The organism is Acidimangrovimonas sediminis, assembly GCF_002871005.1.
Classification (GTDB): Bacteria; Pseudomonadota; Alphaproteobacteria; order Rhodobacterales; family Rhodobacteraceae; genus Acidimangrovimonas; species Acidimangrovimonas sediminis.
The window spans coordinates 49,170-75,361 of record NZ_PHSN01000007.1; the positions used below are offsets into that span (position 1 = coordinate 49,170).

Consider the following 26,192-nt stretch of genomic DNA (forward strand, 5'->3'; position numbering starts at 1 on the left):
CGCACCTGCGACGAGCGTCCGGAAGGACGACGAGGAGGGGCGCGTGAAACGCCGGACGCCCGGCCATCGGCCGGGCGCCCGCCCCCTCGCATCGGTGCCGCCCTCCTCAGTAGCTGAGCACCTTGTAATCTTCCTCCATCACCTTCTCGATCACCGCGGCGCCGCCGATGATGCCCGAACATTCGGGGATCAGATCCGCCTCGGTCATGTCGAAGAGATCGAGGTTGGGCGAGCAGCACCAGAAGGTGGCCCCCGCCTCGTGCGCGTCCTTGATGAAGTCGTAGACGGTCTTGGGAGAGCCTTCCTTGACCACCAGCCCCTCGGCCACGCCCTTCTTCATCAGCTTGCCGGAGGTGGCGGTACAGACGACCTCCACCTCGTAGTCCATCGCGGCGGCGACCGTCGCCTGGAACAGCGGCGCGCCCAGCTCCTCGCCGTTCCGCGGGTCGGTGTTCACCATCATGATCAGGAGCTTGTCGGCCATCTCACGCGTCCTCTTCCTCGATCAGGTGGTCGGCGATCACCTCGACGATGCTGGCAAGCTCGCCGTCCCAGTGCCAGTACTTCGTGCTTTCGTCCATCGTCAGGCGGCAGTTGGCGCAGGCCGAGATAAGCGTCTTGGTATGTGTCGCCTCGATCTGGTCGAGCTTGATCCTGAACGCCTTGTTGCGCAGCTCGGCGGCGCGGCCCATCGCCTGCACGCCGCCCCCGCCGCCGCAGCACCAGTTCATCTCGGCTGTCGGCGTCATCTCCTGGAACTTCGTGGCAAACCCCTCGAGGATGTAGCGCGCATCCGCCGCCGCGCCGCCGCGGCGCGAGACCTGGCAGGGGTCGTGGTAGGTGAAGGGCGTGTCGTAGGGCTTCAGCTTCAGCTTTCCCGCGCGCTTGAGCCTGGCGATGTATTCGGTGATGTGCAGTACCTCGAACGGCAGTTCGCGGCCCAGGATGTTCGCCGCTGACCAGCGGAACACGCCATAGGCGTGCCCGCATTCGGGGATCACCACAATCTTTGCGCCGCAGGCCTCGGCGCCCGCGACCAGCCGTTCCACCATAACCTTCGCCACGTCGGGCTTGCCGGCGAGATAGCCGAAATTCGTCGACTCGTATCCCTTGGTCGAAAAGGTCCAGTCGACGCCGGCGTGGTTGAGGATCTTCGCCATGGCGGCCAGCGATTCCGGGTATTTCATCGCCTCGATCGACGAGACGGTCAGCAGCACCTCCGCCTTCTCCTTGTCGATCGGCATCTCGGTTTCGTCGTCATCCTCCAGCCATTCGACCCGCTCGACGAGCTTGTCGGGCGTCAGCCCAAGCGGGCTGCCCCGATCTCGGCTGGTGTCGGCCGCGGCCAAAAGATCCTCGGGGCCCAGCCCCGCCGCGACCCAGGCCTTGCGCGCCTGGCCGATGATCGAGGCGATGTCGATGCCCATCGGGCAGACCTCGGTGCAGCGGCCGCACATTGTACAGGTGTCGAAGATCAGGTCTTCCCACCCGGTCAGGTCCTCTTCGGTCAGCTTCGGCGCGAGGCCGAGCCATTTCAGCGGTGAATGCGCGGCGCGATAGGCCTTCTGGATCGGCACCAGCTTGTAGGCCGGCGTGTGCCGCGGGTCGCCCGAGGTGCGGTAGAACAGGCAGGCATCGGCGCATTGCCCGCAGCGCAGGCAGGCCTGCGCATAGGCGATCACGTGTTCCTCGGTCTGCGCCGTGAAGGTCCGCATCGCCGCGTCGACGTCGATCTTGCGTTGCTCGGTCATGGCGGCCTCCTAGCGCACCTGGATCTGGGTCAGTTCCTCGCCCTGCGGGTCCACCACGTGGACGGCGCAGGCGATGCAGGGGTCGAAGGAATGGATCGTGCGCTGGATCTCCAGCGGTTGTTTCGGGTCGGCCAGCGTGTGGCGATCCATCAGCGCGGCCTCGTAGGGGCCGGGCTTGCCGGCCTCGTCGCGCGGCCCCGCGTTCCAGGTCGAGGGCACGACCGCCTGGTAATTGTCGATCTTGCCGTCCCTGATGACGATCCAGTGTGCAAGTGCGCCGCGCGGCGCCTCCATGAAGCCCACGCCTCTGGCAACCGAAGGCCAGGTCGAGGGGTCCCACTTGGCGTCGTTGAAGACGGCAAGCTCTCCCTTGCGGATATTGGCGATGAGGGCGTCGTACCAGGTCGACATCTGGTCGGCGACGATTTTCGATTCCAGCGTCCGCGCCGCGGTCCGGCCCATCGTCGAATAGACCGCCTCCAGCGGCAGGTCGAGCTGCCGCAGCGCCTTCTGCGTCAGCTCGACGGCGGGCTCGAACCCCTTGGCGTTCAACATCAGGACGCGGGCCAGCGGCCCCACCTCGACCACGTTTCCCTTCCATCGCGGCGACTTCAGCCACGAATAGTCCTTGGCGACGTCGAGCTGTTCGAAGGGCGGCTTCGGCCCGGTATAGTCGAGGTTGGTCTGCCCGTCGTAGGGGTGCAGGCCGGTATCCTTGCCGGTCGAGTAGCCATAGTAGCTATGCGCGACGAATTCCTGCACCTGCATCGGGTCGTTGAGGTCCACGGGGTGGATCGTCGTGAGGTCGCGGTTCAGGATCACCCCGGCGGGGATCAGCCATTTCGACGGATCACCCGTGCCGTCCTCGGGGAAATCCCCGAAGGTCATGAAGTTGCCGACGCCCTCGCCGCGCCGGAACCAGTCCTTGTAGAACGACGCGATGGCCAGGGTGTCGGGCAGGTAGACCTCGTTTACGAAGGCCTGCATCCTGGCGATCACGTTCTTCACGATCTCCAGTCCCTGCACGTTGACCGAGGTCGCGGCCAGCGTATCGGCGTCGAGGCTGATCGGTGCGGGCGCGCCACCGACGACGAAGTTCGGATGCGGGTTCTTGCCGCCGAAGATTGCGTGCAGCTGCACCACCTCGCGCTGCCATGTCAGCGCCTCGAGGTAATGCGCGACCGCCATCAGGTTCGCCTCGGGCGGCAGCTTGTATAGCGGGCTGCCCCAGTAGCCGTTGGCGAAGATCCCCAGTTGGCCCTGATCGACGAATGTCTTGAGCTTCTTCTGCACGTCCGAGAAATAGCCGGGGCTCGACTTGGCATAGCTGGAGATCGACTGGGCGAGCGCGCTGGTCGCTTTCGGGTCGGCCTTCAGTGCCGAGACCACGTCGACCCAGTCCAGCGCGTGCAGGTGGTAGAAGTGCATGACGTGGTCGTGCACATATTGCGCGCCGATCATCAGGTTGCGGATCAGCTGGGCGTTTGGCGGGATCTGATAGTCCAGCGCATCCTCGACCGCCCGGACCGAGGCGATACCATGCACCAGCGTGCAGACCCCGCAGATCCGCTGGGCGAAGGCCCAGGCGTCGCGCGGGTCGCGGCCTTGCAGGATCAGCTCGATCCCCCGGACCATGGTGCCCGAGGACCAGGCGCCGGTAATCTCCCCCCCCGGCGAGGTTTCGGCCTCGATCCGCAGGTGGCCCTCGATGCGGGTGACCGGGTCGACGACGACTCTCTGTGTCATGGCGTCCGCTCCTCAGATCTTGACGCCGCGGCGGGCGTAGAAGGCGCCTGTCTCGGCCCGGGTCACGAAGACGAGGAAGGCGTGCATCAGCTTGCCGAAGGGAAACCAGATGAGCAGCGCCGCGACCGACAGCATGTGGATCGCCAGCAATGTCTGATAGGGGGCGCCGATGTGGGCGACGGCGGCAAGGCCGGTCAGCACCGGCAGGGCAGTGACGATCCAGGTGACGTAGTCGTTGAGGGTCGAGATCAGCCGCAGCACCGGGCTGGTCCGCCGGTGCACCAGCGCCGCGATCAGCGAGGCCAGCGTGACCACCGAGACCAGCGTGATCACGCCGGTGGGCAGCCCCGGCCAGGACAGCCCGATCAGCCCCCTGATGAACAGGATGTGTTGAACGAAACCGAAGACGATGACGGCAAGGCCGATGTGGAAGATGTAGCCGTTGACGATGGCGAAGCGCGAGGTCATGCCGAATTCCCGCGGTGTCCAGAGATGGCGGACCATGGTACCGACCGCGCCCCGCACCCGCCCCGGCGCGCCCTCGCGCGGGACTGAACGGTCATCGGCCCAGGGCATCGCGAAGAGCGCGACAAGCCGCCAGACCACCCCCAGCACGAAGACGGCCATGGCCACGTTCAGCGCCGGCCCGCGCGCGAAGTCGAGAAAGCTCATTTCGTCGTCTCCTTCCCTGGGGTGTCTCCGGCGGGGGCGCCTGTCGTTCCACCGCCCTCTCTGTAGGCCGAGGCGGCGGCCGAGATTGCCGCGTCGCGCCGGCTGCGCGCCATCAGGGCCGTCGCCCCGCCGGCGCCGGCGCCAAGGATCGCAGCCCCCGCCAGCAGCGCGTTGTTGCCCATGACCGAAGCGGACAGCGGCTTGTAGAAGCTGCCGCGATCCCAGAACCCGGGTTCGGAACAGCCAAGGCAGCCGTGGCCCGACTGGATCGGAAAGCTGACGCCGCCGTTCCATTTCAACGTGGCGCAGGCGTTGTAGGTGACCGGGCCCTTGCAGCCGACCTCGTAGAGGCACCAGCCGTTGCGCGCGCCCTCGTCGTCGAAGGTCTTGGCGAACAGGCCCTTGTCGTAGAACGGCCGGCGGTAGCAGCGGTCGTGGATCGTGTCGCCGAAGATCGCCTGCGGCCGGTTCAGGTGATCGAGTGCGGGAAGCCGCCCGTAGGTCACGAAATGCGCGATGGTGCCCGCGATCGCCTCGGGGATCGGCGGGCAGCCGGAGATGTTCACCACGGGCTTGCCGGTCACGATCGTGTCGACCCCCGTCGCGCCGGTTGGGTTGGGGTTCGCCATCGGGATGCCGCCGAAGGCCGCGCAGGTCCCGACCGACACCACCGCGGCGGCGTTCGCCGCGACCGCCTTCAGCGTGTCGAGGTTCGCCTTGCCCGCATTGGTCGAATAGACCCCGCCATCCGCCGTGCTGACGGAGCCATCGACCACAAGCAGGTACTTGCCGCTGTTGCGCGCCATCGCCGCGGCCATCGCCTCTTCCGCGGCCTGGCCCGAGGCCGCCATCAGCGTCTCGTGGTAATCGAGCGAGATCAGCTCGAATATCAGGTCCTGGATCGAGGGCGAGAAGCTTCGGGTTAGCGATTCCGTGCAGCCCGTACATTCCTGGAAGCTGAGCCAGATCACCGATTGTCGGGGCTGATCGGCCAGCGCCTCGGCCATGGCACGTCCGGCCATCGGCGGCAGGGCCATCAGCCCGGCCAGATAGGCCGTGTATTTCAGAAGCGCCCGGCGCGAGATGCCCCGCGCCGCCAGCGTCTCGCCGATCTTTTCCTCACGTCGCATCCCGGTCCCCCCTCAGTTCCTCGGCCAGCCGCGCGGCGGACCAGCCGATATCGGCGCTTTGCGCGTACAGGATCTCGGGCGCCGCGCAGATCTCGATCGTTTCGGCCGCGATGGCGCCGCCCTCGCCGCGGTGGGTCACCCACCACACGCCGGTGAAGGCGGTCTCGCGCAGCGTGCTTTCGCCCGCGACATGCAGGACGGCCTCGACCTCGCCGGTGCCCAGAACCTCGTGCAGCTCGGTTCGGTCGGCGGGAGAGAGGGGCAGGGCGCGCAGGTCGATGGCGTGGGCCTCGCCGGTGTCGGCCAACTGGGCCAGCCGGTCGGCAATCTCGCGCAGGAGACTGCGGGCAAGGCCCGTGCGCAGGGTGTCATGGCTCTCTGCGGTCATCGTGCCACCTCCGGACCAGGTTGCGCACGGCGGCGGCGGCGGGCTGGATCGCCGCGCTGACCGTCTCCGTCGGCTGAAGGCCCCAGCCCGTCGTCTCGGGCTGGATCGCGACCAGCGCGCGCCGGGCCGGGGCCATGCCCGACAGGTCCGCGGCCTGGATCAGATCGGACAGCGCGACCTCGTGCGCGCTATGGCGTGCGCCTTGCAGAACGGCCGTCATCGCCGCGCCCTCGTGCACCTGCAACGTGCCGGGCGGCGCGCCCATCTCCATCGCGTCGACGGCGATCAGGCCGGTCGTGGCGTCGATCCCGGCCAGCAGGGTCAGCCCGATCGTGCCGCCGTCGCGCAGCGCCACCCCCTCCGGAATGCCCTCGGCATCCAGCTGCCGCAGGACATGGATGCCGATGCCGTCGTCGCTCAGCAGGACGTTGCCGATGCCGAGCACGACGATGCGCTCCACCGCCGCCTGCATGGCAACGCCGGGTGCGTCGGTCTCGGCCGGGTCGGCAGCAGGGGTCATGACGCGCCTCGACAATGAATCATATGTGAATATGTTGTACCTCGAGTCGGGCCGGTTCCTTGATCTGAATCAACGCCCGGCTTCACGAAGCCGCGATGATACCGGGGCGCGGCGGGGGCGCGGCGGGGGCGAACGCGGGGAGAGCCCGGGAGGAGTACAGCGGGGAGGGCTGGACGATGTGCCTGACGATTCCGATGCGAGTGGAGCGGGTGGAGGGCCTTACGGCCCATTGTGTCGCGCGGGGCGTCCTGCGCGAGGTCAGCCTGTTCCTGATGCAGCACGAGACGGTTGCGCCGGGTGATCACCTGTTGGTCCACCTCGGCGAAGCGCACGAGAAGATGAATGCCGAGGACGCCGCCGCGACCTGGGCGCTTTACGACGAGATCTTCGCTTGCGAGGCCCCGGCGACCGGGGGGTAAGCGGCGGGCAGAACGGGCATGACCCAGATTTTCGCCGGAATGATTTGCTTTCGAATATAATTATTGGAATATATAAGAGTCAGAGAAGATGAACCCGCCCCGCCCGGCTTCCGTCGCCAGTCGGGGTGTCCGCAGAAAGGCTCCCATGCCCGCCCGTTTCATCAGTTCCGAGATCTATCGCGCGACCGGATACCGGGGGAACCACCCTCTGGCGATCCAGCGTATCGGACCGGTCCTGACGTTGTCGGAGCAGTTGGGCTGGCTGCCCGATGGCTACGAGGAAAGCTATCGCGCGACCCGCGACGATCTGCTGAAGTTCCATGCGTCCGATTACATCGACGCCATCGCCGCCTGCGAACGGGAGGGCCGCGTGCCCGAGGCCCTGCGCGAGCGCTACAGGATCGGCACGCTGGAGAACCCCTTGTTTCCCGGCCTTTACGCACGCGCCAGCACTTCGGTCGGGGGGTCTGTCCAGTGCGCTCGGTTGGCGCTGGACGGGGGCGTCGCCTATCACCCTTCGGGCGGAACGCATCATGGCATGCGCGACTACGCCTCGGGGTTTTGCTATTTCAACGATCCCGTCTTCGCAGTCCTGACCTTTCTGGAGGCAGGGCTGGAGCGTGTCCTCTATGTCGATCTCGACGCGCATCACGGCGACGGGGTGGAGGCGGCCTTTGCCGGCGATCCACGGGTCATGACGATCTCGATCCACGAGGAAAACCGCTGGCCGTTCAGCGGTGCGCTTGGCGATCGGGCCGGCGGCTCGGCCCGCAACCTGCCGGTGCCGGGCAGGATGAACGACACGGAATTCGACTATCTGATGACTGCGGCGGTGTTGCCGCTGGCATCCCGGTTCGCGCCTCAGGCGGTGGTGATCACCTGTGGCGCTGATGCGCTTAAGGGCGATCCGTTGTCGTCGCTGGAACTGTCGAGCACCGCGCTCTGGGATGCGGTGATGTCGCTGACACTGGTGGCGCCGCACACGGCGGTGCTGGGTGGCGGGGGGTACAATCCCTGGACGGTCGCGCGGCTCTGGACCGGGCTCTGGGGCCGGCTTGCGGGGTATCCGATCCCCGAGACCCTGCCGGAGGAGAGCCGCGCGCTGCTGCGATCGCTCGACTGCGATCTCGTCGACGAGGAGGACGAGATGCAGCCGCACTGGACCACGACGCTGGCCGATCCGCGCAATGACGGCGCGATCCGCGACCGCTTCCGCGAGATTGCCGCCGCGGTGCTGGCGCCGGAGGAGGAACTGGCCTGACGGCCGAGGGAAGGGGAGGAACGCATGTCGCAATGGCTGGACCGGATCGCGGCGATCGAGGAGCTGGAGGATGCGGAGTTCGACCCCGCGCTGGTGGCCGAGATGGAGCGTCTCGCACCGCAGATGATGGCGCGGGACATCCGCTTCTCGACCCCCACCTTCAAGGAATACGATTCGACCGAGGTGAAGGGGTGTGGCAAGAATTCTTTCCCCGCCTTCTCGGTCACCGCGGGCGGATGCGCGCTGGATTGCGACCATTGCCAGGCGAAGATCCTGGAGCCGATGATCCCCGCGACCAAGCCCGAGACGCTGGACCGGAAGGTGCGCGACCTGATCCTGTTGCAGGATCTGCAGGGGTTCCTGCTGTCGGGCGGGTCGAACCGGCGCAACGAGATCCGGTACGAGCGGTTCTACCCGGTGATCGAGGGGCTGAAGCGCGATTTTCCCCACCTCAAGATCGCGATCCACACCGCGCTGACCGACCCGGCGGGGGCGAAGCGGATGGAAGCGGCGGGCGTCGACACCGCGATGATGGACGTGATCGGATCGGACGACACGATCCGGCAGGTCTATCACCTCGACCGCCCGGTGGAGGATTTCGAGGCGACGCTGGCCGCGCTGACGGCAACGAAGATGGAGGTCTCGCCGCATATCGTCGTCGGTCTGCACTACGGCGAGATCAGGGGCGAGGCGCGGGCGCTGGACATCGTCTCGCGCTATCCGGTCAACGCGCTGGTGCTGGTGGTGATCATGCCGTTCTACGCCAGGCCCGGCACGTTCAGGACGCCGTCGACGCATGACGTGGGGCGGATCTTCCTCGAGGCGCGCTCGCGGCTGAAGGACAAGCAGGTGCTTCTGGGCTGCGCCCGGCCCGCGGGGATGCACAAGCGGGTGGTCGATGCCTACGCGGTGATGGCGGGCCTCGACGGGATCGCCTTCCCGGCCGAGGGGGCGCTGGCGGTGACGCGCGCGATCGGGCGGCCGTGGCACCAGGAACATGCCTGCTGCTCGATCAAGATCGGCGCGGATATCGGCGGGGGGAGGGTGAAGATCCCCTCCTGCGCGGCATGACCCGGCGCTACGACATCCTCGTCTCCGGCCTCGGGCCGGCGGGCGCGGCGGCGGCGGCCGCGGCGGCGCGGGCGGGGCTTTCCGTGCTGGCGGTGGAGCGCAGCGCGCGGCCCGGCCTGCCGGTCCAATGCGCGGAATTCGTGCCGATGATGACCGGCGCCGAGGTGCCGGAGGTGCGGGCGGCGCGGATCCAGGACATCGCGGAGATGGAGACTTTCGTGGGGGCCGATCCGTCGCACCTGACCCCGGATTTCCGCGGCCACATGATCGACCGGGCCCGGTTCGACCAGGCGCTGATCGAGAAGGCCCGGGCGGCGGGGGCGGAGTGCCGTTTCGGCACGCCGGTGCGGGCGATTTCCCCGGACGGGGTGGTGACGATCGGCGCGGGGGCGGCGCAGGAGACGGTGACGGCACGGCTGATCATCGGCGCCGATGGCCCGCGCTCGCCCGTGGGGGCGGCGGCGGGCTGTTCGAACGCGGAGCTGGTCGAGACGCGGCAGATCACGGTGGACCTGCTCAGGGCGCACGGGGCGACGGATATCTTCCTCAGGCCCGAGATCGTGGGCGGCTATGCCTGGCTGTTTCCGAAGGGGACGGTCGCGAACCTCGGGCTTGGCGTGGTGCCCGGGCAGAAGGACCGGCTGAAGCCGCTCCTCGATGCGCTGCACGCGCAACTCGTCGCCCGTGGGCGGCTGGGTCCGGCCGTCCATCGCACGACCGGGGGTTTGATCCCGGTGGGCGGGATCGTGGGGCTGACCGCGCGGATCGGGGCGGTCCCGGTGCTGCTTGCGGGGGATGCGGCGGGGCTGACCAACCCGGTGACGGGGGCGGGGATCAGCGCGGCCGTCATCTCGGGCGCACTGGCGGGAGAGACGGCGGCGGCCTTCCTCGGCGGCGAGGCGGGGGCGCTGGAGGCCTATGCGGAAGAGGTCGAGGACACCTTCGGCCCCTCGGTTGCGCTGGCGGTGCGCCGGCGGCGGCAGCTGCTGGCGGCCTATCGCGGCGGTGCGGTGCCGGGGCCCGACGCCCTGCGCCGCGGTTGGATCGCCTATCCGGACTACTGGACGCGGGAGGAGACGGCCTTGGCCCGTCAGGAGACACAAACGGCGGAGGAGACAGCATGACCTGCTTGAAGCCCGAGACTGCAATGCCCGGGGCGGCCGGCGCGGGGGGCGCCGATTTCAACGCTTTCGACGTGATGGCGCCGCGCCGGCCCGGGGTCACCCCCGCACCGTTTCGCAACGGCAAGCCGGTGAAGGACGCGGATATCGCGCCGCATGGCCTCTACCGTCCCGATTACCGGGTGATGACGCCGCACATGCGCTCTCCCGACTACGTGCAGATGTCGACGGCCGCGGCGATCACGCTGGGGCTCGTCGAGGGGCAGATGCACGGCTGTTCCTGCACCCGCTGCCTGAACCTTCTGCTGACCTATCCCGAGGGGTGCCGGGCCAATTGCGCCTATTGCGGGCTGGCCCGCCACCGCGAGGCGGAGCGCAACTATGCCGACCGGAACTTCATCCGCGTCGACTGGCCCGCCGTCAGCATGGACGAGATCGTCGCGCGGATCGCGGGCGATCCGGCGACGCCGTTCCACCGGATGTGCATCTCGATGATCACGCATCCGAATTCCGACAAGGATACCTTCACGGTGCTGAAGAAATGGACCGACCGGATCGACCCGGGGCGGATCCCGATCTCGATCCTGTCGAACCCGCAAACCATGACGCGGGGCGACGTGAAGCGCCTGCACGAGATGGGATCGGACATCTTCACCGTGGCGCTGGATGCCGCGACGCCGGAGCTCTTCGACCGGACCCGCGGCAAGGGCGTGCAATCGCCCCACAGCTGGCGGAAGTACTGGGAGATCCTCGAGGATGCCCGCGACATCTTCGGGCCCCAGAAGTTCGGCGCGCATATCATCGTCGGCATGGGCGAGACCGAATACGAGGTGATGCTGCTGGTGCAGAAGCTGGTGGACATGGGCGGCCACAGCCACATGTTCTGCTTCTTCCCCGAAAAGGGTTCGCTGATGGATCACCTGCCCGCCACCCCGCGCGACCAGTGGCGCCGGGTGCAGCTGGCGCGCTACCTCGTCGATTACTGCGGCGTGCGCGTGGATCAGATGACCTTCGACGCACATGGGCGGATTGTTGATTTCGGCATGCCGAAATCGGAGCTCTCGGCGATCGTCGACGCGGGCATCGCGTTCCGCACCTCGGGCTGCCCGGGCAAGTTCGCCGATGATATCTCGGCCTGCGACCGGCCCTATGGCGACAGCCCGCCCTCGAACATCGCATCCTACCCCTTCCCGCTGAAGGAGGTGGATATCCGCAAGGTGCGCAGCCAGCTGAACATGCTGCGACCGGGCGAGAGCTACGAGGATGGCGAGGAATTCGACATCTGACCAAAGGCAGGGGGGCGCGGCCCCCCTGCACCCCCCGGAGTATTTGAACAAGAAAGAACGGGGGCATTTCCAGGGAGGAGATTTCGATGACGAAGCCGTTTCGGGTGATCGATACCGGGCTGCGCGGGTGCCGCGCGCAGATGGCCTTCGACCAGGCGCTGATCGAATGTCACAAGGCGGGGGAGATCCCCGATACCTTGCGGTTCCTGACCTTTCCGCCCTCAGTTCTTGTCGGGCGGCACCAGGCGATCAGCCAGGAGCTGAACCTCGACGCGTGTCGTGCGGAGGGGGTCGGGATCGGGCGGCGAATCACCGGGGGCGGGGCGCTCTACCTCGACGAGGGGCAGTTCGGATGGGAACTCGTGTTTTCCAAGCAGACGCTGGGTCTGGGCGACCTTGGCGAGGTCGCTCGGGCGCTCTGCGAGGCCTGCGCGGCGGGGCTGTCGAGGCTGGGGCCCGCGGTGAGGTACCGGTCACGCAACGATCTGGAGGTCGAGGGGCGCAAGATCGGCGGGACCGGCGGGTTCTTTGACGGCGACACGATCTTTTACCAGGGTACCGTGCTGGTGGACATGAACGCGGCGCGGATGGCGCAGCTTCTGAACATCCCGGCGGCGAAGCTCGCGAAGCGCGGTCAGACCAGCGGCGCCCAGCGGGTGGTGACGCTGACCGAGCTATTCGACGGTGCCCCGCCGCCGCTGGCGGAGATCAGGGCGGCGGTGACCGAGGGCTTTCGCGAGGCACTGGGGATCGCGCCCGAGCCGGGCGAGATCACCGCGGCGGAGGAGGCGAAGGCGCGCGAGATCTACGACGAGGAGATCGGGCAGGATTGTTTCGTCTACGCGATCGATGATCCGGCGCATCCCTCCGATGTGCGCTCGGGCGGGTTCACCGGGCGGGGCGGGCGCATCGCGGCGCATGTCCGGCTGGAAGGGCCGTTGCAGAACCGGATCCGCGAGGTCGTGGTGACCGGGGATTTCTTCGTCACGCCGCCATCGACGGTGCTGAATCTCGAGGCGGCCCTGCGCGGCGTGCAGGTGGCGGCGATCGAGGCGGAGGTGGAGCGGTTCTTTGCCGGGGCGCAGGTGGGCCTGCTGACCGCGGCGCCGGCGGATTTCGCCCGGGCGATCCGCAACGCGATCGAAGGGGCGGAACTCTACGAGACCTCGGCCTGAGGCGCTTCCGACACGCCGGCCGGGCTGCTGCGCCAGCCGCGCGCGCCCGTCCATCTTCTTCTGAGTGAAAATATCCCACGGGGGTCCGGGGGTGTGAAACCCCCGGCGCCTGACAGACCCGAGGGGCGCCTCGCCTGTGGTCCCGACCCGGACTGGGGAATGAGAAAAGGCGCCGACCTTGCGGCGGCGCCTTTCCCCAAAGCAGTCGGCCGATCCGTCAGAGGATCTTCTGGCCGGTCTTTTCCCAGTCTTTCAGGAACGCCTCGAGGCCCTTGTCGGTCAGCGGGTGGGCGGCTAGCTTGCGGATCACCTCGGGCGGGGCGGTCATCACGTCGGCGCCGATCATGGCGGCCTGGCTCACGTGGTTCACCGTGCGGATCGAGGCCGCGAGGATCTGGGTCTTGAAGTCGTAGTTGTCGTAGATCGTGCGGATATCGGCGATCAGCTCCATCCCGTCGACGTTGATATCGTCGAGGCGGCCCACGAAGGGCGAGATGAAGGTGGCGCCGGCTTTGGCCGCCAGAAGCGCCTGGTTGGCCGAGAAGCACAGCGTGACGTTGACCATGTGGCCCTCGTCCGAGAGTACCTTGCAGGCCTTGAGGCCGTCCCAGGTCAGCGGCACCTTGACGGTGATGTTCGGCGCGATCTTGGCCAGCTTGCGGCCCTCGGCGATCATGCCCTCGGCATCCAGCGCGACGGTCTCGGCCGAGACGGGGCCGGCGACGATCTCGCAGATCTCCTTGGTCACCTCGAGGATGTCGCGCCCGGATTTCATGATCAGCGACGGGTTGGTGGTGACGCCGTCGACCATGCCAAGGGCGGTCAGCTCCTTGATGGCCTCGACATCTGCGGTGTCGACGAAGAACTTCATGGGGGACCCTCCTGGGTTGCGCGTTCGCTCGGGCGGTGGTTTAGCGCATGGGGCGGGGCTGTTAAACCCCGCAAAGGAGGGCTGCGGCGTGTTCGGGGCGGGTTACGGGGCGGAAATCGGTGCGGAGTTCGGGGCGGGAGAGCGCCTGGGCGTGCTCACGACGCAGCCGCTGGGCCGGATTCTCGACTACCTCGCGCCCGAGGGCGGGTGCTCGACCGGGGACTGGGTCGAGGTGCCGCTGGGGCCGCGCCGGGTGATGGGCGTGGTCTGGGGCAAGGGTGAGGGGAGCTTTGACGCGGCAAAGCTGCGGCCGGTGGGCCGGGTGCTCGATCTTGCGCCGATGCGCGGGGAATTGCGCGATTTCCTCCAGCGGGCGGGCGATTACACGCTGACTTCGCTGCCGGCCATGCTGCGCCTTGCGACCCGGGCGCCGGGGCTGGGCGATGCGCCGGCCAGCCGCCGGGTCTATCGCCGCGGCCATGGCGAACCTGACCGGATGACCGACGCCCGCGCCCGGGTGATGGACGCGCTCGATGCGGTGGGGGGCGCCGCGCTCACGCTGTCGGAGCTGAGCCAGACGGCGGGCGTGTCTTCCTCGGTCGTCAAGGGGTTGGTCACGCAGGGCGTGGTGGCCGAAGAGGAGGCGCCGCGCGACACGCCGTTTCCGCATCTCGACCCGGGGCTTGCGGGGCACGCGCTCAGCCCGGGGCAGGCGGAGGCGGCGGCTAAGCTGCGCGCCTCGGTCGGGGGCGGGCGCTATGGCACGACGCTGCTCAAGGGCGTCACCGGGTCGGGCAAGACCGAGGTTTATCTGGAGGCGGTGGCGGAGTGCCTGGCGCAGGGGCGGCAGGCGCTGGTGCTCTTGCCGGAAATCGCGCTGACGGCGGGGTTCCTGACCCGGGTCGAGGCGCGGTTCGGCGCAAAGCCCGCCGAGTGGCATTCCGGCGTGACCCAGACCGAGCGGCGCCGGGTCTGGCGGATGGTGGCGGAAGGGGGCGCTCAGCTGGTGGTCGGCGCGCGCTCGGCCCTGTTCCTGCCGTTTCGCGATCTTGGCCTGATCGTCGTCGACGAGGAACACGACACCTCCTACAAGCAGGAGGACGGCGTTCTCTACAACGCCCGCGACATGGCGGTGCTGCGCGCCTCGCTCTGTTCGGCGCAGGTGGTGCTGGCCTCGGCCACGCCCAGCCTGGAAACCTGGGCCAATGCCGAGGCGGGCAAGTACACCCGGGTCGACCTGCCCGCGCGGTTCGGGGCTGCCGAACTGCCCGAGATGCGCGCGATCGACATGCGGGCCGAGGCGCTGGAGGCGAACCACTGGATCTCACCCAGCCTGCAATCGGCGGTCAGGGCGCGGATCGCGGCGGGGGAGCAGGCGCTTCTGTTCCTCAACCGCCGCGGCTATGCGCCGGTCACCATATGCCGGGCCTGCGGGCACCAGATCGCCTGCGACGATTGCGATGCGCGGATGGTCGAGCACCGGTTCCTCAAGCGGCTGATCTGCCACCAGTGCGGCGCGGAAAAGCCGATCCCCGACAAGTGCCCCGCCTGCGAGGTCGAGGGCAAGCTGGCGCCCGTGGGCCCGGGGGTGGAGCGGATGGCCGAAGAGGTGGCGGAGCGCTTTCCCGACGCGCGGGTGGCGGTTCTGTCGTCGGACCTTTTCTCTTCGGCGCGCGCCCTCAAGGCGCAGATCGAGGCGATCGCCGAGGGCGGGGCGGACATCATCATCGGCACCCAGCTGGTCGCCAAGGGGCACAACTTTCCGCTGCTGACGCTGGTGGGGGTGATCGACGCGGATCTGGGCTTGCAGGGGTCCGACCTGCGCGCGGCGGAAAGGACGTTCCAGCTGATGCGCCAGGTGGCGGGCCGGGCGGGGCGGGCCGACAAGCCGGGCGAGGCGCTGTTGCAGACCTTCCAGCCCGACCACCCGGTGATCCGGGCGATCCTGTCGGGCGACGAGGAGGGATTCTGGCGCGCCGAGGCGGCGGAGCGAGAGGCAGCGGGGATGCCGCCCTATGGCAAGCTTGCCGGGATCATCCTGTCGGCGCCGGAGGCGCAGCCGGTCTTCGATTTCGGGGCGGAGCTGGCGCGCCGCGACGCCCCGCTCCGTGCGATCGGTGCCACGGTCTTCGGGCCCGCGCCCGCGCCGATCGCGCGGATCCGCGGGCGGCACCGGGTGCGCCTTCTGGTCAAGGCGCCGAAGGGGGCGCCGTTGCAGGCGGCGCTGACGCGCTGGGTCCGGCAGCTCAGGCAGCCGCCGAACCTGCGGCTGGTCATCGATATAGATCCGCAGAGCTTCTTCTGAGCCGGCGCCGGGGGCCAGCCCCCGGACCCCCGGGATATTTGAGAGCAGAAAGGAGGGGGCGGTCGTTCGCCTGTGCCCGGCAGGGGCTGCATCTTTTCTCGCCATGGCGGGGGGCGCGATGGTAGGCTTCTCCCCGAGGGAGGAGATGCGCCGTGAGGGATCACCGGCACGTCGAGGAGATCGAACGGGTGCTGGAGGGCACCCAGACCGGGCGCGACAGCTGCGTATCCGCGTCCTGGCGGCGCTGTGTCGAGGTCTATGGCATGGATCCCACGCGCCGCGATCCCGCCCATATCGTCACCGAGGCGGAGCTGCGCGATCACCGCAAGCAGGCGGAGTGGATGATCGCCGCGGCGCGGTCGGGCTTGCAGAGCCTGTTCCGTCAGGTGGCCGGGCAGAATTACGTGCTGTTGCTGACCGATGCGCGCGGGGTCTGCGTCGACTTCTTCGGTGACGATCATTTCGCCGAGGATCTGCGCGGGGCGGGGCTTTATCTCGGGTCGAACTGGTCGGAGGATCTGGCTGGCACCTGCGGCGTGGGCGCCTGCATCTTCACCGAGGAGGCGGTGACGATCCATCAGGACGATCATTTCGGCAACGCGCATACCGCGTTGTCATGCACTGCCGCGCCGATCTTCGACAGCCTCGGCAAGCTGGCGGCGGTGCTGGACATCTCCTTGTTGCGGGCGCCGCAGCCGAAGACCAGCCAGAAGCTGGCGATGAGTCTGGTCACCGCGGCGGCACGGCGGGTGGAGATGGCGAACCTGATGGCAGAGAGCCGGCGTGACTGGGTGCTGCGGCTGTCGGCCAGCCCGGAATTCCTCGATGTCGATCCCGAGGCGGCGATCCGGCTGGACGGGTCGGGCCGTGTCGTGGGCCACACCCGGGGCGTGCGGCGGCTGATGCCCGAGGGCGGGCCGATCCTCGGGCGGCGGATCGAGGAGGTGCTGCACCTTTCGGTCGACGACCTGCCCGAGCTGATGCGCGACCGCCCGACCGAGGAACGTGTCGTCGCGATGCGCGACGGCGGCGCGATCTTCGGTCACGCGATCGCGCCGCAGATGCCGCGATTGCCACGGCAGGTGGCGGGCGTGCGGCCGCCGCCCCGGGGCGGGGCGCTGGCGGGGCTTTCGGGCGGGGATCCGGCGATGGCGCGGCTGCTGGCCGCGGCCGAGAAGCTGGCACCGACCGCCGTGCCGCTGCTGATCGGTGGCGAGACGGGTACCGGCAAGGCGAAACTGGCGCGGGCGATCCACATGATGAGCCCGCCCGCGGGGTTCCTCGATCTCGCCTGTGCCGGGCTGACACCCGGGTCGCTGGCCGCGGCTGCGGCGACCCAGCCGGGGCCGGCCACGCTTCTGTTGCGCCGGGCCGAGGATCTGCCTTCCGGGACGGCGGCGGCGCTGTCGGCGCTCCTCGACCGGCGGCCCGAGCTGCGCGCGATCGCCACCACCTGCCTGCCGCCGGCGGGGCTGGGTCTGCCGCGGCCGCTGTTCCACCGGCTGAGCGGGGCGGTGCTGTCGCTGCCGCCGCTCCGGCGGCGCCATGACCTGGGCTGGCTGATCGACCGGCTTCTGCGGCGCCGGGCGCCGGACCCGCTGCGGCTGTCGCCCTCGGCCAGGGCCGATCTGATGGGCCGACCCTGGCCCGGCAACATCCGCGAGCTGGCGCAGGTGCTCGACGTTGCGGTGGCCCTGGTCGAAGGGCGGGTGATCGACCTGCCTGACCTGCCCGCGCCCGTCGGGGCCCGGGACGAGGCCGACCCGGCGACCGAGGAGGCGCTTGAAGAGGTGATGGAGGCCTGCGACTGGAACATGGCACGGGCGGCGCGGCGGTTGGGGGTGAACCGCTCCACCGTATTGCGCCGGTTGCGCCGGGCGGGGTTGACGCCGCCGCAGTGAGGGCAGCCGTGGTGGCAAAGTGGGGGCGTGCCGAGGCGGCCGCGCCAATCCTCTCCCACCCGTTGCACGGCGTTGCGCGCGCAACATGCCGCGCCGCGGCGGTGAGGATTTCGCCGCCTGTCGCCCCCTCGGCCATGGATCGGACCCGCGCCTCGCGCCGATACTCCGCCCCGAGCGAAGCGCAGAGGAGGAGACGCGATGCTTGATTCCACCGTGACGACCCGCACCGAGGAGGTGCTCGACAGCCTGAACGCCGCACTCGCTGCGGGCGAGCCGGAGCGCGCGGCGGCGCTTTTTGCCACCGACAGCTACTGGCGCGACCTGGTTGCGGTCAGCTGGAACATCCGGACGGTCGAGGGGCCGGCGGGCGTGGCCGACATGCTGCGCCATCAGCTCGATCATACCCGCCCGGGCAACTTCCGTCTGCAGGAGGGCGAGGCGCCCGCCGAGGAGGGCGGCGTCATCACCGCCTGGCTGACCTTCGAGACGAAGGCCGGGCGCGGCTGGGGGCTGGTGCGGCTGAGGGAGGGCCGGATCTGGACCCTGCTGACCGCCTTGCAGGAGCTGAAGGGCTACGAGGAGAGCCGTGGCACCCGCCGGCCCATGGGCGCCGAGCACGGGGCGCAGCGCAACCGCCAAAGCTGGAAGGAGCGTCGCGACGAGGAGGCGGCGATGCTGGGCCAGGAAGTGCAGCCTTACACGGTGATCGTCGGCGGCGGGCAGGGCGGCATCGCGCTGGGAGCGCGGCTGAGGCAGCTCGGGGTGCCGGCGATCGTGATCGACCGCCACGACCGCCCCGGCGACCAGTGGCGCAGCCGCTACAAGTCGCTCTGCCTGCATGACCCGGTCTGGTACGACCACCTGCCCTACATCAAGTTCCCCGACAACTGGCCGGTCTTCACCCCCAAGGACAAGGTGGGCGACTGGCTGGAATGGTACACTAGGGTGATGGAAATCCCTTACTGGACCCGATCCACCGTCGAGAAGGCGGCCTTCGACGAGGCCACCGGGAAATGGACGGTGACGGTGGACCGGGATGGCGAGAAGGTCACGCTCACCCCCACGCAGCTGGTGCTCGCCACCGGGATGTCAGGCAAGCCGAACATGCCGTCCTTCCCCGGGATGGACAGCTTCGGGGGCACGATCCAGCATTCCTCGCAGCACAAGGGGCCGGACGACTGGGCCGGGAAGAAGGTCGTGGTGATCGGTTCGAACAACTCGGCCCACGACATCTGCGCCGCGCTGTGGGAGGCCGAGGCCGACGTGACCATGGTGCAGCGCTCCTCGACCCATATCGTGCGCTCCGACAGCCTGATGGAGATCGGCCTCGGCGCGCTCTATTCCGAGGAGGCGGTGGCGAACGGCGTGACGACCGAGAAGGCCGACATGATCTTCGCCTCGCTGCCCTACCGCATCATGCACGAGTTCCAGATCCCCCTCTACGACCAGATGCGCGAACGCGACGCCGCCTTCTACGAGGGGCTGGAGAAGGCGGGGTTCGAACTCGACTGGGGAGATGACGGCTCGGGCCTCTTCATGAAGTACCTGCGCCGCGGCTCGGGCTACTACATCGATGTCGGCGCCAGCCAGCTGATCATCGACGGCAAGGTCAAGCTGGTGAAGGGCCAGGTGGAGCGTTTCGACGAGACCGGGGTGGTGCTGGCCGACGGCACGCACCTGGATGCGGATCTCGTGGTGTTGGCCACCGGCTACGGCTCGATGAACGGCTGGGCCGCCGACCTGATCAGTCAGGAGGTCGCCGACAGGGTGGGCAAGGTCTGGGGCCTGGGGTCTGCCACCACCAAGGATCCCGGTCCCTGGGAGGGCGAACAGCGCAACATGTGGAAGCCCACGCAGCAGCCCAACCTGTGGTTCCACGGCGGCAACCTGCACCAGTCGCGGCACTACTCGCTCTACCTCGCGCTGCAGCTGAAGGCCCGGATGGAGGGGCTCGACACCCCCGTCTATGGCCTGCAGGAGGTGCACCACCTGGCCTGAGCCCCTCCCGGCTCACGCCACCTCCGCGCCCGGGTCCCCTTCACCGGACCCGGGCGGTCCGCCCGTCCCTCCGGCACCTAGTCCTCCTGCCTTCTTCTGAGCGAAAATATCCCGGGGGGTGCAGGGGGCAGCGCCCCCGCCGGTCCGCCATCGCCCACCAGGCGCGCCGCCCAGCCAGATCGGTTCCTACACAACCTTTCGATTTTCTCGAAAGGTCCGTTGACGCGCCGCACCGTTTTTTCGCCGCAGCGAAAACTAGCTCGTATCCCGGGCGGAACGACCGCCGCCCCGGACAAGGCCAGGAGAGGGAGCAGTGATGTCCACAAACCATGCACTCGTCGCCGGGGGGCTGGGCGTGATCGGCCGCAGCCTCGTCACACATCTTGCCGACCGCCTGGGATGGCGGGTCACCGCGATCTCGCGCCGCACGCCGGATTTCGAGACCCGGGCGCGCTATCTTCCGGTCGACCTTCTCGACGCGGAGGGGACCCGTGCCGCGCTGGCCGGGGCAGGGCCCTTCACCCATGCGTTCTTCGCCGCCTACCAGGAAAAGGCCGATCCGGCCGAGCAGGTCGCGGTGAACCTTGCCATGCTGCAGAATTTCGTCGCCGGGGCCGAGGCTGCCTCGCCCGCGCTCCGGCGGGTCGTGCTCTATGAGGGTGCGAAGTATTACGGTGCGCATCTGGGGGCCTTTCCGACCCCGGCGCATGAGGATGACCCGCGCGTCATGCCGCCGATGTTCTACTACGACCAGGAGGATTGGCTGACCGGCCATGCCGCGGGCAAGGCCTGGGACCAGGTCGTGCTGCGGCCCGACGTGGTCTGCGGTTTCGCCATCGGCAACCCGATGAACCTGGCCATGGTGATCGCCGTCTATGCCGCGATCTGCCGTGAACTGGGCCTGCCGCTACGCTTTCCCGGTTCCGCCCGCTGCTACGACCGGCTGGCGCAGGTCACCTCGGCCGCGCAGCTGGCCGAGGGGTCGGCCTGGGCCGCGACCGAGGCGCAGGGCGGCACCGCCTACAACCTGACGAACGGCGATATCTTCCGCTGGCGCCCGCTGTGGAAGCGCATCGCGGCGCATTTCGACATGGATCCGGGAGAGCCGAGGCAGATCCCGCTGGCCGAGATGATGGCCGACAAGGGCCCGCTGTGGGAGAAGATCAGGCAAAAGCACGGTCTGCTCGACGTGCCCTTCGACAAGATCGCGGCCTGGGGCTTTGGCGACTTCATCTTCAACTGCGACTGGGATGTGATCTCGTCGACGACGAAGATCCGCCAGGCGGGATTTGCGCCGGTGGTCGACAGCACGGACATGTTCCTGAAGCTGTTCGACGAGTTCCGCGACCGCAAGATCATTCCCTGAGGGCAGGGCCGGGCACGGCCCCGCGCATCTTGACGCGCCCCGCGTTCTGGCAGAAGTCTGCCGGGACAGGAGGAGCAGGGCGGCGTGGAGCGATTCCATCCGACACTTGACGATGTCGCGCTGAAGGCCGGGGTCTCGCGCGCGCAGGCCTCGCGGGCGTTGCGCGGCGATGCCGGCGTGAACGAGGCCAAGCGCCAGCAGGTGCAAAAGGCGGCGGCTGAGCTTGGGTATCGCGCCAATGCCGCGGCCCGGGCGTTGGCCAGCAACCGCAGCTCGATCGTCGGCGTGATGATCGGCGAGCCTATGAACCCCTATCACATGGAGATGGCCTCGGCGATCTCGGACGAGCTTCTGCGCCGGGGCTTCGATCCGGCGATCCAGTTGGGCAAGGTCGGGCAGGACATGGGCCTGGCCGAGACCGAGCGTCTTCTGAACCTGCGCGCAGAGGGGGCGATCCTGATCGGCACGCCGCATGACCTGGAACTCTTGCAGCAGATCTGCGCGCGCCTGCCCTGCGTCTACCTCGGCAGCGACGTGACGCATCTGGGGATCAGCTGCGTCCTTGGCGACGACGAGGTGGGCGCGCGGGCCGCGACCGATTACCTGCTGGGCCTCGGCCACCGGCGGGTCGCCCATATCACCGGCGGCGGCGGGGCAGGAGCGGGCGGCCGGCGCGCGGGCTACCGCGCCGCAATGGAGGCCGCGGGCCTTCCCGCGCTGATCCACGAGGGATGGTTCGACCTGGACGGTGGCCGCGACGGGGTGAATGCCCTGATGGCGCGGCCGCAGCGCCCCACCGCAATCTTCTGCGCCAACGACCGGATCGCCATCGGCGCGATCAACCAGCTGCGCGGCCTCGGCTACCGGGTGCCCGAGGACGTGTCGGTCGTGGGCTTCGACGACTCGCTCGACGCGCGCTCGGAATCGTTGTCGCTGACATCGGTGCACCAGCCCTCGGGCGATTTCGGGCGCGATACCGTGGCGCTGCTGGAGGAACGGCTGCGCAGCGACGGCAAGGACCTCCCGGCAACGGCCCGAGTCGTTCCCGTAACACTGGTGCGGCGCGGATCGAGCGCACCGCCGGTCGGCTGACGCGCCGGGTTTCCAGAGAATAGCGATTTTGTGATCGGGGCTATCCCCTTGATTTGCGGCATTTCGCCATGCGACATGAGAGCGCTCTCAAATATTGGCGGGATTCCGCTTGATGCTACCGGGCACGCGAGTAAATAGACGCGTGTACAGCGCCGGGCTCCTTCCGCCTCCATTCTTCTTGTTCCAGCAGGATGCGAACGCAGGGCCGGGCCAACGCGGAGCCGGAAGGTCAGGAGCGTCAGATGAACAGCACTTCCCCGGGAAGAACGGCCGATAAGGCAGCAATTATAGATAGAAGGCGGTTCCTCATGGGGACTGCAGCCGTTGTGGCGGTGGCCTCTGGGCCGGTTCTCCCGGTTGGGGCACATGCGGCGGGGGCCGCGGCGACCGATGTCGCGGACCTGCAGAAAATGGCCCATCTGGTGACCGGAAAGCAGGTCGATCAGGCACTGGCAGAACGCGCCGGGAGCGCTATCACAGAAAACCACCCCGGCTTTCCCGCGGCGCTGGCGAAGCTTCAGGATTTCGCGGCCAGCAACAACATCACCGATGTCGAGATGCTCAAGGACGCGCCCGGGTTCGAGGGCGATCTCAAGGATACGGCAAAGCTGCTGATCGGGGCGCTCTACCTCGGCTATTCGGGCACGCCCAAGGCGCTGTCGTCGGTCGATGACGTGAAGTTCGTGACCTACACGCAGGCGCTGACCTTCCAGCTGACCCATCCCTACACCCCGATCCCCAGCTATTCGCGCTGGGGCACCGGCTACTGGGCCGAGAGGCCGGGGAGGATCTGACCGGGTCGCCGGACAGCCAGCCCTCCGCCAGCCCAGCACAATCAAGGACATTCCCTTTGGCACAAGATTTCGACGCAGACGTGATCGTCGTCGGCTCCGGCGCGGTCGGATCCAACGCGGCCTACGAGCTTGCCCGGCAAGGCAAGTCGGTGATCCTTCTCGAGGCGGGGCCGTCGGTTCCGCGCTGGAAGATCCTGATGAACTTCCGCAATTCGGGCCGTCACTACGACCACAACGATCCCTACCCCAACAACCCCTGGGCGCCGACCAGCTATCAGCCCGGCTACCTGCAGAACACCGGCAGCTTCGAGATGATGCCGGGCATGCTGAAGCTGGTGGGCGGCACCACCTGGCACTGGGGCGGGGCGACCTGGCGCTACATCCCGAACGATTTCAAGCTCAACAGCCTTTACGGCAAGGGGCGCGACTGGCCGATCGGCTATGACGACCTGGAACCCTATTATACCCGGGCGGAGTATCAGCTTGGGATCTCGGGCGGCGACGGCGAGGACCAGTCGGGCACGCACAAGGGCCAAGCCTATCCGCGGCGGTCGAAACCTTACCCGATCAACGCCGAGAAGTTCACCTACAACGCCCAGAAGATGCACGATGCCCTGGGCACGCAGGACTACGCGATGTGCACCGAGCCGACGGTGCGCATCCACAAGCCGTGGGATGGCCGCCCGGCCTGCGAGGGCAACAACAACTGCGATCAGGTCTGTCCGATCGGCACACTCTACAACGGCTCGATCCATGCCGATAAGGCCGTGCGCGCGGGCGCCAGGCTGATCACCGAGGCGGTGGTGACCAGGATCGAGGTCGGCGACGGCAAGAAGGTCAGGTCGGTCAGCTACATGACGCCGGAGGGCAAGGAGACGAAGCTTACCGCCAAGGTGTTCGTCCTTGCCGCCCACAGCTTCGAGACGGCGAAGCTGATGATGATGAACGAGGTGGGCAACTCGTCCGACATGGTGGGCCGCAACCTGATGGACCACATCGGCATCGGCATGGACCTGATGGCCGGCGAGGATGCGATGTGGTCGGGCCGCGGCCCGGTGCAGCAGCTGACCATCATGAACTGGCGCGATGGCGATTTCCGCAAGGAACACTCGGCCAACAAGACCGCGCTGGCCAACGGCAACCCGCAGATCTCGCTGGCCGAGGCCGCGATCAACGAGGGGCTGATGGGCAAGGAACTGGACGCGCGCATCATGCGCGACAGCGCGCGCTACCAGTTCGTCTATTCGTTCCTTGAGATGCTGCCTTCGCCCGCGAACCGTATCCAGCCGAACCCGGCGTGGAAGGACAGCCTGGGCAACCCGGGCATCAAGATCCACTTCGACGTCGACGATTACGTCAAGGCCGGCGCCGTGGTCGCGCGAGAGATGTATCAGGACATGGCGAAGCGGATGGGCGGCACGATCGCCAAGATCCACGGCTTCGAGAACCACGACCACCTGATGGGCACGCTCATCATGGGGGCCGACGCCAAGGATTCGGTGGTGAACCACGAGGGCCGGAGCTGGGACCACGACAACCTGTTCGTGGCCTCGGTCGGCGTCATTCCCGCCGCCGGGGTGGTCAACCCGACGCTGACCGCAGTCGCCTTGGCGATCCGCTCGGCCGATGTCATCGCGAAGGAGGTCTGAGATGCGCCTGACACGTCTCAAACGCGCAGGCTTCGCCGCGCTCGTCCCGGCCATCGTCCCGGTCATCGTCTCGGTCTTCGCCCTGGGCCTCGCGCTGCCCGTGCTGGCGCAGGATGCGGGGGGCGGTCTGGTGTCCAGGGGCGAATACCTTGCCCGGGCCGGCGATTGCGCCGCCTGTCACACCGCCCGCGACGGCAAGCCGATGGCGGGAGGCTATGTCTTCTCGATGCCGATGGGCAAGATCGTCTCGTCGAACATCACGCCGTCGAAGCGGTTCGGCATCGGCAACTGGACCGAGGAACAATTCGCCCGCGCTGTGCGCAAGGGGGTGCGGCCCGACGGCAGCCACCTCTACCCGGCGATGCCTTACCCGTCCTACGCCAGGATCACGGATGCGGACATGAAGGCGCTTTACGCCTACTTCAGGCAGGTCAAGCCGGTGGACGCGGCGCCCTCGGTCAAGACCTCGCTGAAGTTCCCGTTCAACCTGCCCGGCATGATGATGGGATGGGACCTGATCTTTGCCAATTCCGGGCCGTTCAAGGACGACCCCAAGCTTGACGCGCAGCAGAACCGCGGCAAGTACCTCGTGCAGGGCCTTGCCCATTGCTCGACCTGCCACACCCCGCGCAACGCCTTCATGGCGACCGACAACGGCAAGTACCTTGCTGGCGCCAATGTCGACGGCTGGGAGGCGCCGAACCTGACCTCGGACAAGGTCAGCGGCCTTGGCGGCTGGTCGGATGCCGAGATCGAGAGCTACCTGAAGAACGGCCATGCCAAGGGCAAGGCGCAGGCCGGTGGCCCGATGGCCGACGCGATCACCCATTCGCTGCACTACCTCAGTGACCAGGACATCGCGGCGATCACCGCCTATCTGCGCACCGTCCCGCCGATCCGGACCGAAGGCCAGTCGAAGCCCTCCTGGGCGGTGGGCAAGGCGCAGCCGGTGGACTGGACCAAGATCGAGCCGGGCATGGTGGCCGCGGACAAGCCGGGCTACCGCGCGACCGACAACACCGACGGCGCACAGCTTTACAACACCGCCTGCGCGGCTTGTCACGGGATCAACGGGCAGGGCTCGGACGACGGCCACTACCCGACGCTGACCAACAACAGCGCGGTGGGGGCGCCGAAGCCGAACAACGTGGTGATGGCGATCGTCGACGGGATCCACCGCAAGGGCGCCGACGGCATGGCCGTGATGCCGGCCTTCAGCGCCTCGAACCAGGTGATCCACGACACGCTCAGCGATGCCCAGATCGCCTCGGTCGCGAATTACGTCACGGCGACCTTCGGCAACGGCTCGGCCAAGCTGACCGCCGCGGACATCCCGCAGATCGAGGCGGGCGGCGCCGCGCCCTGGCTTATCCGGAACGCGGCGACGCTGTTCTGGGTCGGCGTGGCGGTCGCGGTGATCGTGATCCTGCTGATCATCGCCGCGGTGGTGATGTCGCGCCGGAGGAAATCGGCCGCGGTCTGAGACCCCGCCATATGAGGCCCCGACACATGAAACGGGGAACGGCGCGCCGGGAAGCTGGCGCGCCGTTTTCGTTTTGCCGGGCGCCCGGGCCTGGCGCCGTGATCCGAGGTCGGCCCGTGATTGTGGCCGTGACTGGCCCGCTACCGGCGCCTCTGGTGCTCGGCGCGCCGCGCCCTATGCTTTGCCCGGGCCG

General features: G+C 68.2%; 22 protein-coding genes. 14 read left to right on the forward strand and 8 right to left on the reverse strand.

Translation table 11 applies throughout. The features are described 5' to 3' along the window. Positions 1-106: 106 nt before the first annotated feature. The 7 genes from CVV76_RS08440 to CVV76_RS08470 are packed head-to-tail and all read right to left on the reverse strand — an operon-like array spanning position 107 to position 6,207. A complete protein-coding gene (locus tag CVV76_RS08440; RefSeq protein WP_102224200.1) occupies positions 107-484 on the reverse strand; it encodes a DsrE/DsrF/DrsH-like family protein in 378 nt (125 codons plus the stop codon). A gap of 1 nt (position 485) precedes the next feature. Beyond that, complete coding sequence (locus CVV76_RS08445; protein WP_102224201.1) at positions 486-1,751, reverse strand: (Fe-S)-binding protein; 1,266 nt, start codon at positions 1,749-1,751, stop codon at positions 486-488. Between the two features lie 9 nt (positions 1,752-1,760). Continuing rightward, positions 1,761-3,497, reverse strand: coding sequence for a nickel-dependent hydrogenase large subunit (locus CVV76_RS08450; RefSeq protein ID WP_102224202.1), 1,737 nt, complete (start codon positions 3,495-3,497; stop codon positions 1,761-1,763). Between the two features lie 12 nt (positions 3,498-3,509). After that, positions 3,510-4,169, reverse strand: a complete 660-nt coding sequence (locus CVV76_RS08455; protein WP_102224203.1) for a nitrate reductase — start codon at positions 4,167-4,169, stop codon at positions 3,510-3,512. Then, on the reverse strand, positions 4,166-5,299 hold the full coding sequence (locus CVV76_RS08460; protein ID WP_102224204.1) for a hydrogenase small subunit: 1,134 nt from the start codon (positions 5,297-5,299) through the stop codon (positions 4,166-4,168). The genes CVV76_RS08455 and CVV76_RS08460 overlap by 4 nt, the downstream gene beginning before the upstream one ends. Further along, on the reverse strand, positions 5,289-5,687 hold the full coding sequence (locus CVV76_RS08465; RefSeq protein WP_102224205.1) for a hydrogenase expression/formation C-terminal domain-containing protein: 399 nt from the start codon (positions 5,685-5,687) through the stop codon (positions 5,289-5,291). Before CVV76_RS08465 ends, CVV76_RS08460 begins: the two co-directional genes overlap by 11 nt. Then, positions 5,668-6,207, reverse strand: a complete 540-nt coding sequence (locus tag CVV76_RS08470; protein ID WP_199178539.1) for a hydrogenase maturation protease — start codon at positions 6,205-6,207, stop codon at positions 5,668-5,670. Before CVV76_RS08470 ends, CVV76_RS08465 begins: the two co-directional genes overlap by 20 nt. Before the next feature lie 176 nt (positions 6,208-6,383). On the opposite strand from CVV76_RS08470, the gene CVV76_RS08475 reads away from it, so the two are divergent. The 6 genes from CVV76_RS08475 to CVV76_RS08500 all read left to right on the forward strand — a co-directional run bounded on the left by CVV76_RS08475 (position 6,384) and on the right by CVV76_RS08500 (position 12,540). Continuing rightward, positions 6,384-6,626 carry a HypC/HybG/HupF family hydrogenase formation chaperone gene (locus CVV76_RS08475; RefSeq protein WP_102224320.1) on the forward strand — a complete coding sequence of 81 codons (243 nt, stop codon included), beginning with the start codon at positions 6,384-6,386 and terminating at the stop codon, positions 6,624-6,626. A 145-nt stretch (positions 6,627-6,771) separates the two neighbouring features. Further along, complete coding sequence (locus tag CVV76_RS08480) at positions 6,772-7,887, forward strand: acetoin utilization protein AcuC (RefSeq protein ID WP_102224206.1); 1,116 nt, start codon at positions 6,772-6,774, stop codon at positions 7,885-7,887. A gap of 24 nt (positions 7,888-7,911) precedes the next feature. Next, the gene (locus tag CVV76_RS08485) at positions 7,912-8,958 is read left to right on the forward strand and encodes a radical SAM protein (RefSeq protein ID WP_102224207.1); all 1,047 of its coding nucleotides are present in this window, start codon (positions 7,912-7,914) and stop codon (positions 8,956-8,958) included. Further along, positions 8,955-10,082, forward strand: a complete 1,128-nt coding sequence (locus CVV76_RS08490) for a geranylgeranyl reductase family protein (protein WP_102224208.1) — start codon at positions 8,955-8,957, stop codon at positions 10,080-10,082. The genes CVV76_RS08485 and CVV76_RS08490 overlap by 4 nt, the downstream gene beginning before the upstream one ends. Continuing rightward, the gene (locus CVV76_RS08495) at positions 10,079-11,365 is read left to right on the forward strand and encodes a radical SAM protein (protein ID WP_102224209.1); all 1,287 of its coding nucleotides are present in this window, start codon (positions 10,079-10,081) and stop codon (positions 11,363-11,365) included. Before CVV76_RS08490 ends, CVV76_RS08495 begins: the two co-directional genes overlap by 4 nt. Positions 11,366-11,451: 86 nt before the next feature. Next, entirely contained in the window at positions 11,452-12,540 is a 1,089-nt protein-coding gene (locus CVV76_RS08500) for a lipoate--protein ligase family protein (RefSeq protein ID WP_102224210.1), read from the forward strand. 217 nt (positions 12,541-12,757) lie between these two features. Here the strand turns inward: CVV76_RS08500 and fsa are convergent, their stop codons facing one another. Next, complete coding sequence (gene fsa, locus CVV76_RS08505) at positions 12,758-13,411, reverse strand: fructose-6-phosphate aldolase (protein ID WP_102224211.1); 654 nt, start codon at positions 13,409-13,411, stop codon at positions 12,758-12,760. Between fsa and CVV76_RS08510 the strand changes: the two genes are divergently transcribed. The 8 genes from CVV76_RS08510 (at position 13,410) to CVV76_RS08545 (ending at position 25,999) form a co-directional block, all read left to right on the forward strand. After that, entirely contained in the window at positions 13,410-15,716 is a 2,307-nt protein-coding gene (locus tag CVV76_RS08510; RefSeq protein ID WP_102224212.1) for a primosomal protein N', read from the forward strand. The two genes, fsa and CVV76_RS08510, sit on opposite strands and share 2 nt — an antisense overlap. Positions 15,717-15,868: 152 nt before the next feature. Continuing rightward, entirely contained in the window at positions 15,869-17,617 is a 1,749-nt protein-coding gene (locus tag CVV76_RS08515; RefSeq protein WP_102224213.1) for a sigma-54-dependent Fis family transcriptional regulator, read from the forward strand. A gap of 198 nt (positions 17,618-17,815) precedes the next feature. Beyond that, positions 17,816-19,615 (forward strand): NAD(P)/FAD-dependent oxidoreductase, encoded by a 1,800-nt coding sequence (locus CVV76_RS08520; RefSeq protein WP_102224214.1) that lies wholly within the window; start codon positions 17,816-17,818, stop codon positions 19,613-19,615. A gap of 316 nt (positions 19,616-19,931) precedes the next feature. After that, positions 19,932-20,981 (forward strand): SDR family oxidoreductase, encoded by a 1,050-nt coding sequence (locus tag CVV76_RS08525; protein ID WP_102224215.1) that lies wholly within the window; start codon positions 19,932-19,934, stop codon positions 20,979-20,981. 84 nt (positions 20,982-21,065) lie between these two features. Then, positions 21,066-22,073: a LacI family DNA-binding transcriptional regulator gene (locus CVV76_RS08530; RefSeq protein ID WP_102224216.1), complete on the forward strand. Its 1,008-nt coding sequence runs from the start codon at positions 21,066-21,068 to the stop codon at positions 22,071-22,073. Between the two features lie 242 nt (positions 22,074-22,315). Next, the gene (locus CVV76_RS08535; RefSeq protein ID WP_269844483.1) at positions 22,316-22,867 is read left to right on the forward strand and encodes a sugar dehydrogenase complex small subunit; all 552 of its coding nucleotides are present in this window, start codon (positions 22,316-22,318) and stop codon (positions 22,865-22,867) included. A gap of 56 nt (positions 22,868-22,923) precedes the next feature. After that, a complete protein-coding gene (locus CVV76_RS08540; protein ID WP_102224218.1) occupies positions 22,924-24,516 on the forward strand; it encodes a GMC family oxidoreductase in 1,593 nt (530 codons plus the stop codon). A 1-nt stretch (position 24,517) separates the two neighbouring features. Continuing rightward, positions 24,518-25,999, forward strand: coding sequence for a c-type cytochrome (locus tag CVV76_RS08545; protein WP_102224219.1), 1,482 nt, complete (start codon positions 24,518-24,520; stop codon positions 25,997-25,999). The last annotated feature ends 193 nt before the right edge of the window (positions 26,000-26,192 follow it).

Bases quoted from the DNA above. Each gene is read 5' to 3' on its own strand.
- CVV76_RS08440 (WP_102224200.1), bottom strand. From the start codon at position 484: ATGGCCGACAAGCTCCTGATCATGATGGTGAACACCGACCCGCGGAAC.
- CVV76_RS08445 (WP_102224201.1), bottom strand. From the start codon at position 1,751: ATGACCGAGCAACGCAAGATCGACGTCGACGCGGCGATGCGGACCTTC.
- CVV76_RS08450 (WP_102224202.1), bottom strand. From the start codon at position 3,497: ATGACACAGAGAGTCGTCGTCGACCCGGTCACCCGCATCGAGGGCCAC.
- CVV76_RS08455 (WP_102224203.1), bottom strand. From the start codon at position 4,169: ATGAGCTTTCTCGACTTCGCGCGCGGGCCGGCGCTGAACGTGGCCATG.
- CVV76_RS08460 (WP_102224204.1), bottom strand. From the start codon at position 5,299: ATGCGACGTGAGGAAAAGATCGGCGAGACGCTGGCGGCGCGGGGCATC.
- CVV76_RS08465 (WP_102224205.1), bottom strand. From the start codon at position 5,687: ATGACCGCAGAGAGCCATGACACCCTGCGCACGGGCCTTGCCCGCAGT.
- CVV76_RS08470 (WP_199178539.1), bottom strand. From the start codon at position 6,207: ATGACCCCTGCTGCCGACCCGGCCGAGACCGACGCACCCGGCGTTGCC.
- CVV76_RS08475 (WP_102224320.1), top strand. From the start codon at position 6,384: ATGTGCCTGACGATTCCGATGCGAGTGGAGCGGGTGGAGGGCCTTACG.
- CVV76_RS08480 (WP_102224206.1), top strand. From the start codon at position 6,772: ATGCCCGCCCGTTTCATCAGTTCCGAGATCTATCGCGCGACCGGATAC.
- CVV76_RS08485 (WP_102224207.1), top strand. From the start codon at position 7,912: ATGTCGCAATGGCTGGACCGGATCGCGGCGATCGAGGAGCTGGAGGAT.
- CVV76_RS08490 (WP_102224208.1), top strand. From the start codon at position 8,955: ATGACCCGGCGCTACGACATCCTCGTCTCCGGCCTCGGGCCGGCGGGC.
- CVV76_RS08495 (WP_102224209.1), top strand. From the start codon at position 10,079: ATGACCTGCTTGAAGCCCGAGACTGCAATGCCCGGGGCGGCCGGCGCG.
- CVV76_RS08500 (WP_102224210.1), top strand. From the start codon at position 11,452: ATGACGAAGCCGTTTCGGGTGATCGATACCGGGCTGCGCGGGTGCCGC.
- CVV76_RS08510 (WP_102224212.1), top strand. From the start codon at position 13,410: ATGGGGGACCCTCCTGGGTTGCGCGTTCGCTCGGGCGGTGGTTTAGCG.
- fsa (WP_102224211.1), bottom strand. From the start codon at position 13,411: ATGAAGTTCTTCGTCGACACCGCAGATGTCGAGGCCATCAAGGAGCTG.
- CVV76_RS08520 (WP_102224214.1), top strand. From the start codon at position 17,816: ATGCTTGATTCCACCGTGACGACCCGCACCGAGGAGGTGCTCGACAGC.
- CVV76_RS08525 (WP_102224215.1), top strand. From the start codon at position 19,932: ATGTCCACAAACCATGCACTCGTCGCCGGGGGGCTGGGCGTGATCGGC.
- CVV76_RS08535 (WP_269844483.1), top strand. From the start codon at position 22,316: ATGAACAGCACTTCCCCGGGAAGAACGGCCGATAAGGCAGCAATTATA.
- CVV76_RS08545 (WP_102224219.1), top strand. From the start codon at position 24,518: ATGCGCCTGACACGTCTCAAACGCGCAGGCTTCGCCGCGCTCGTCCCG.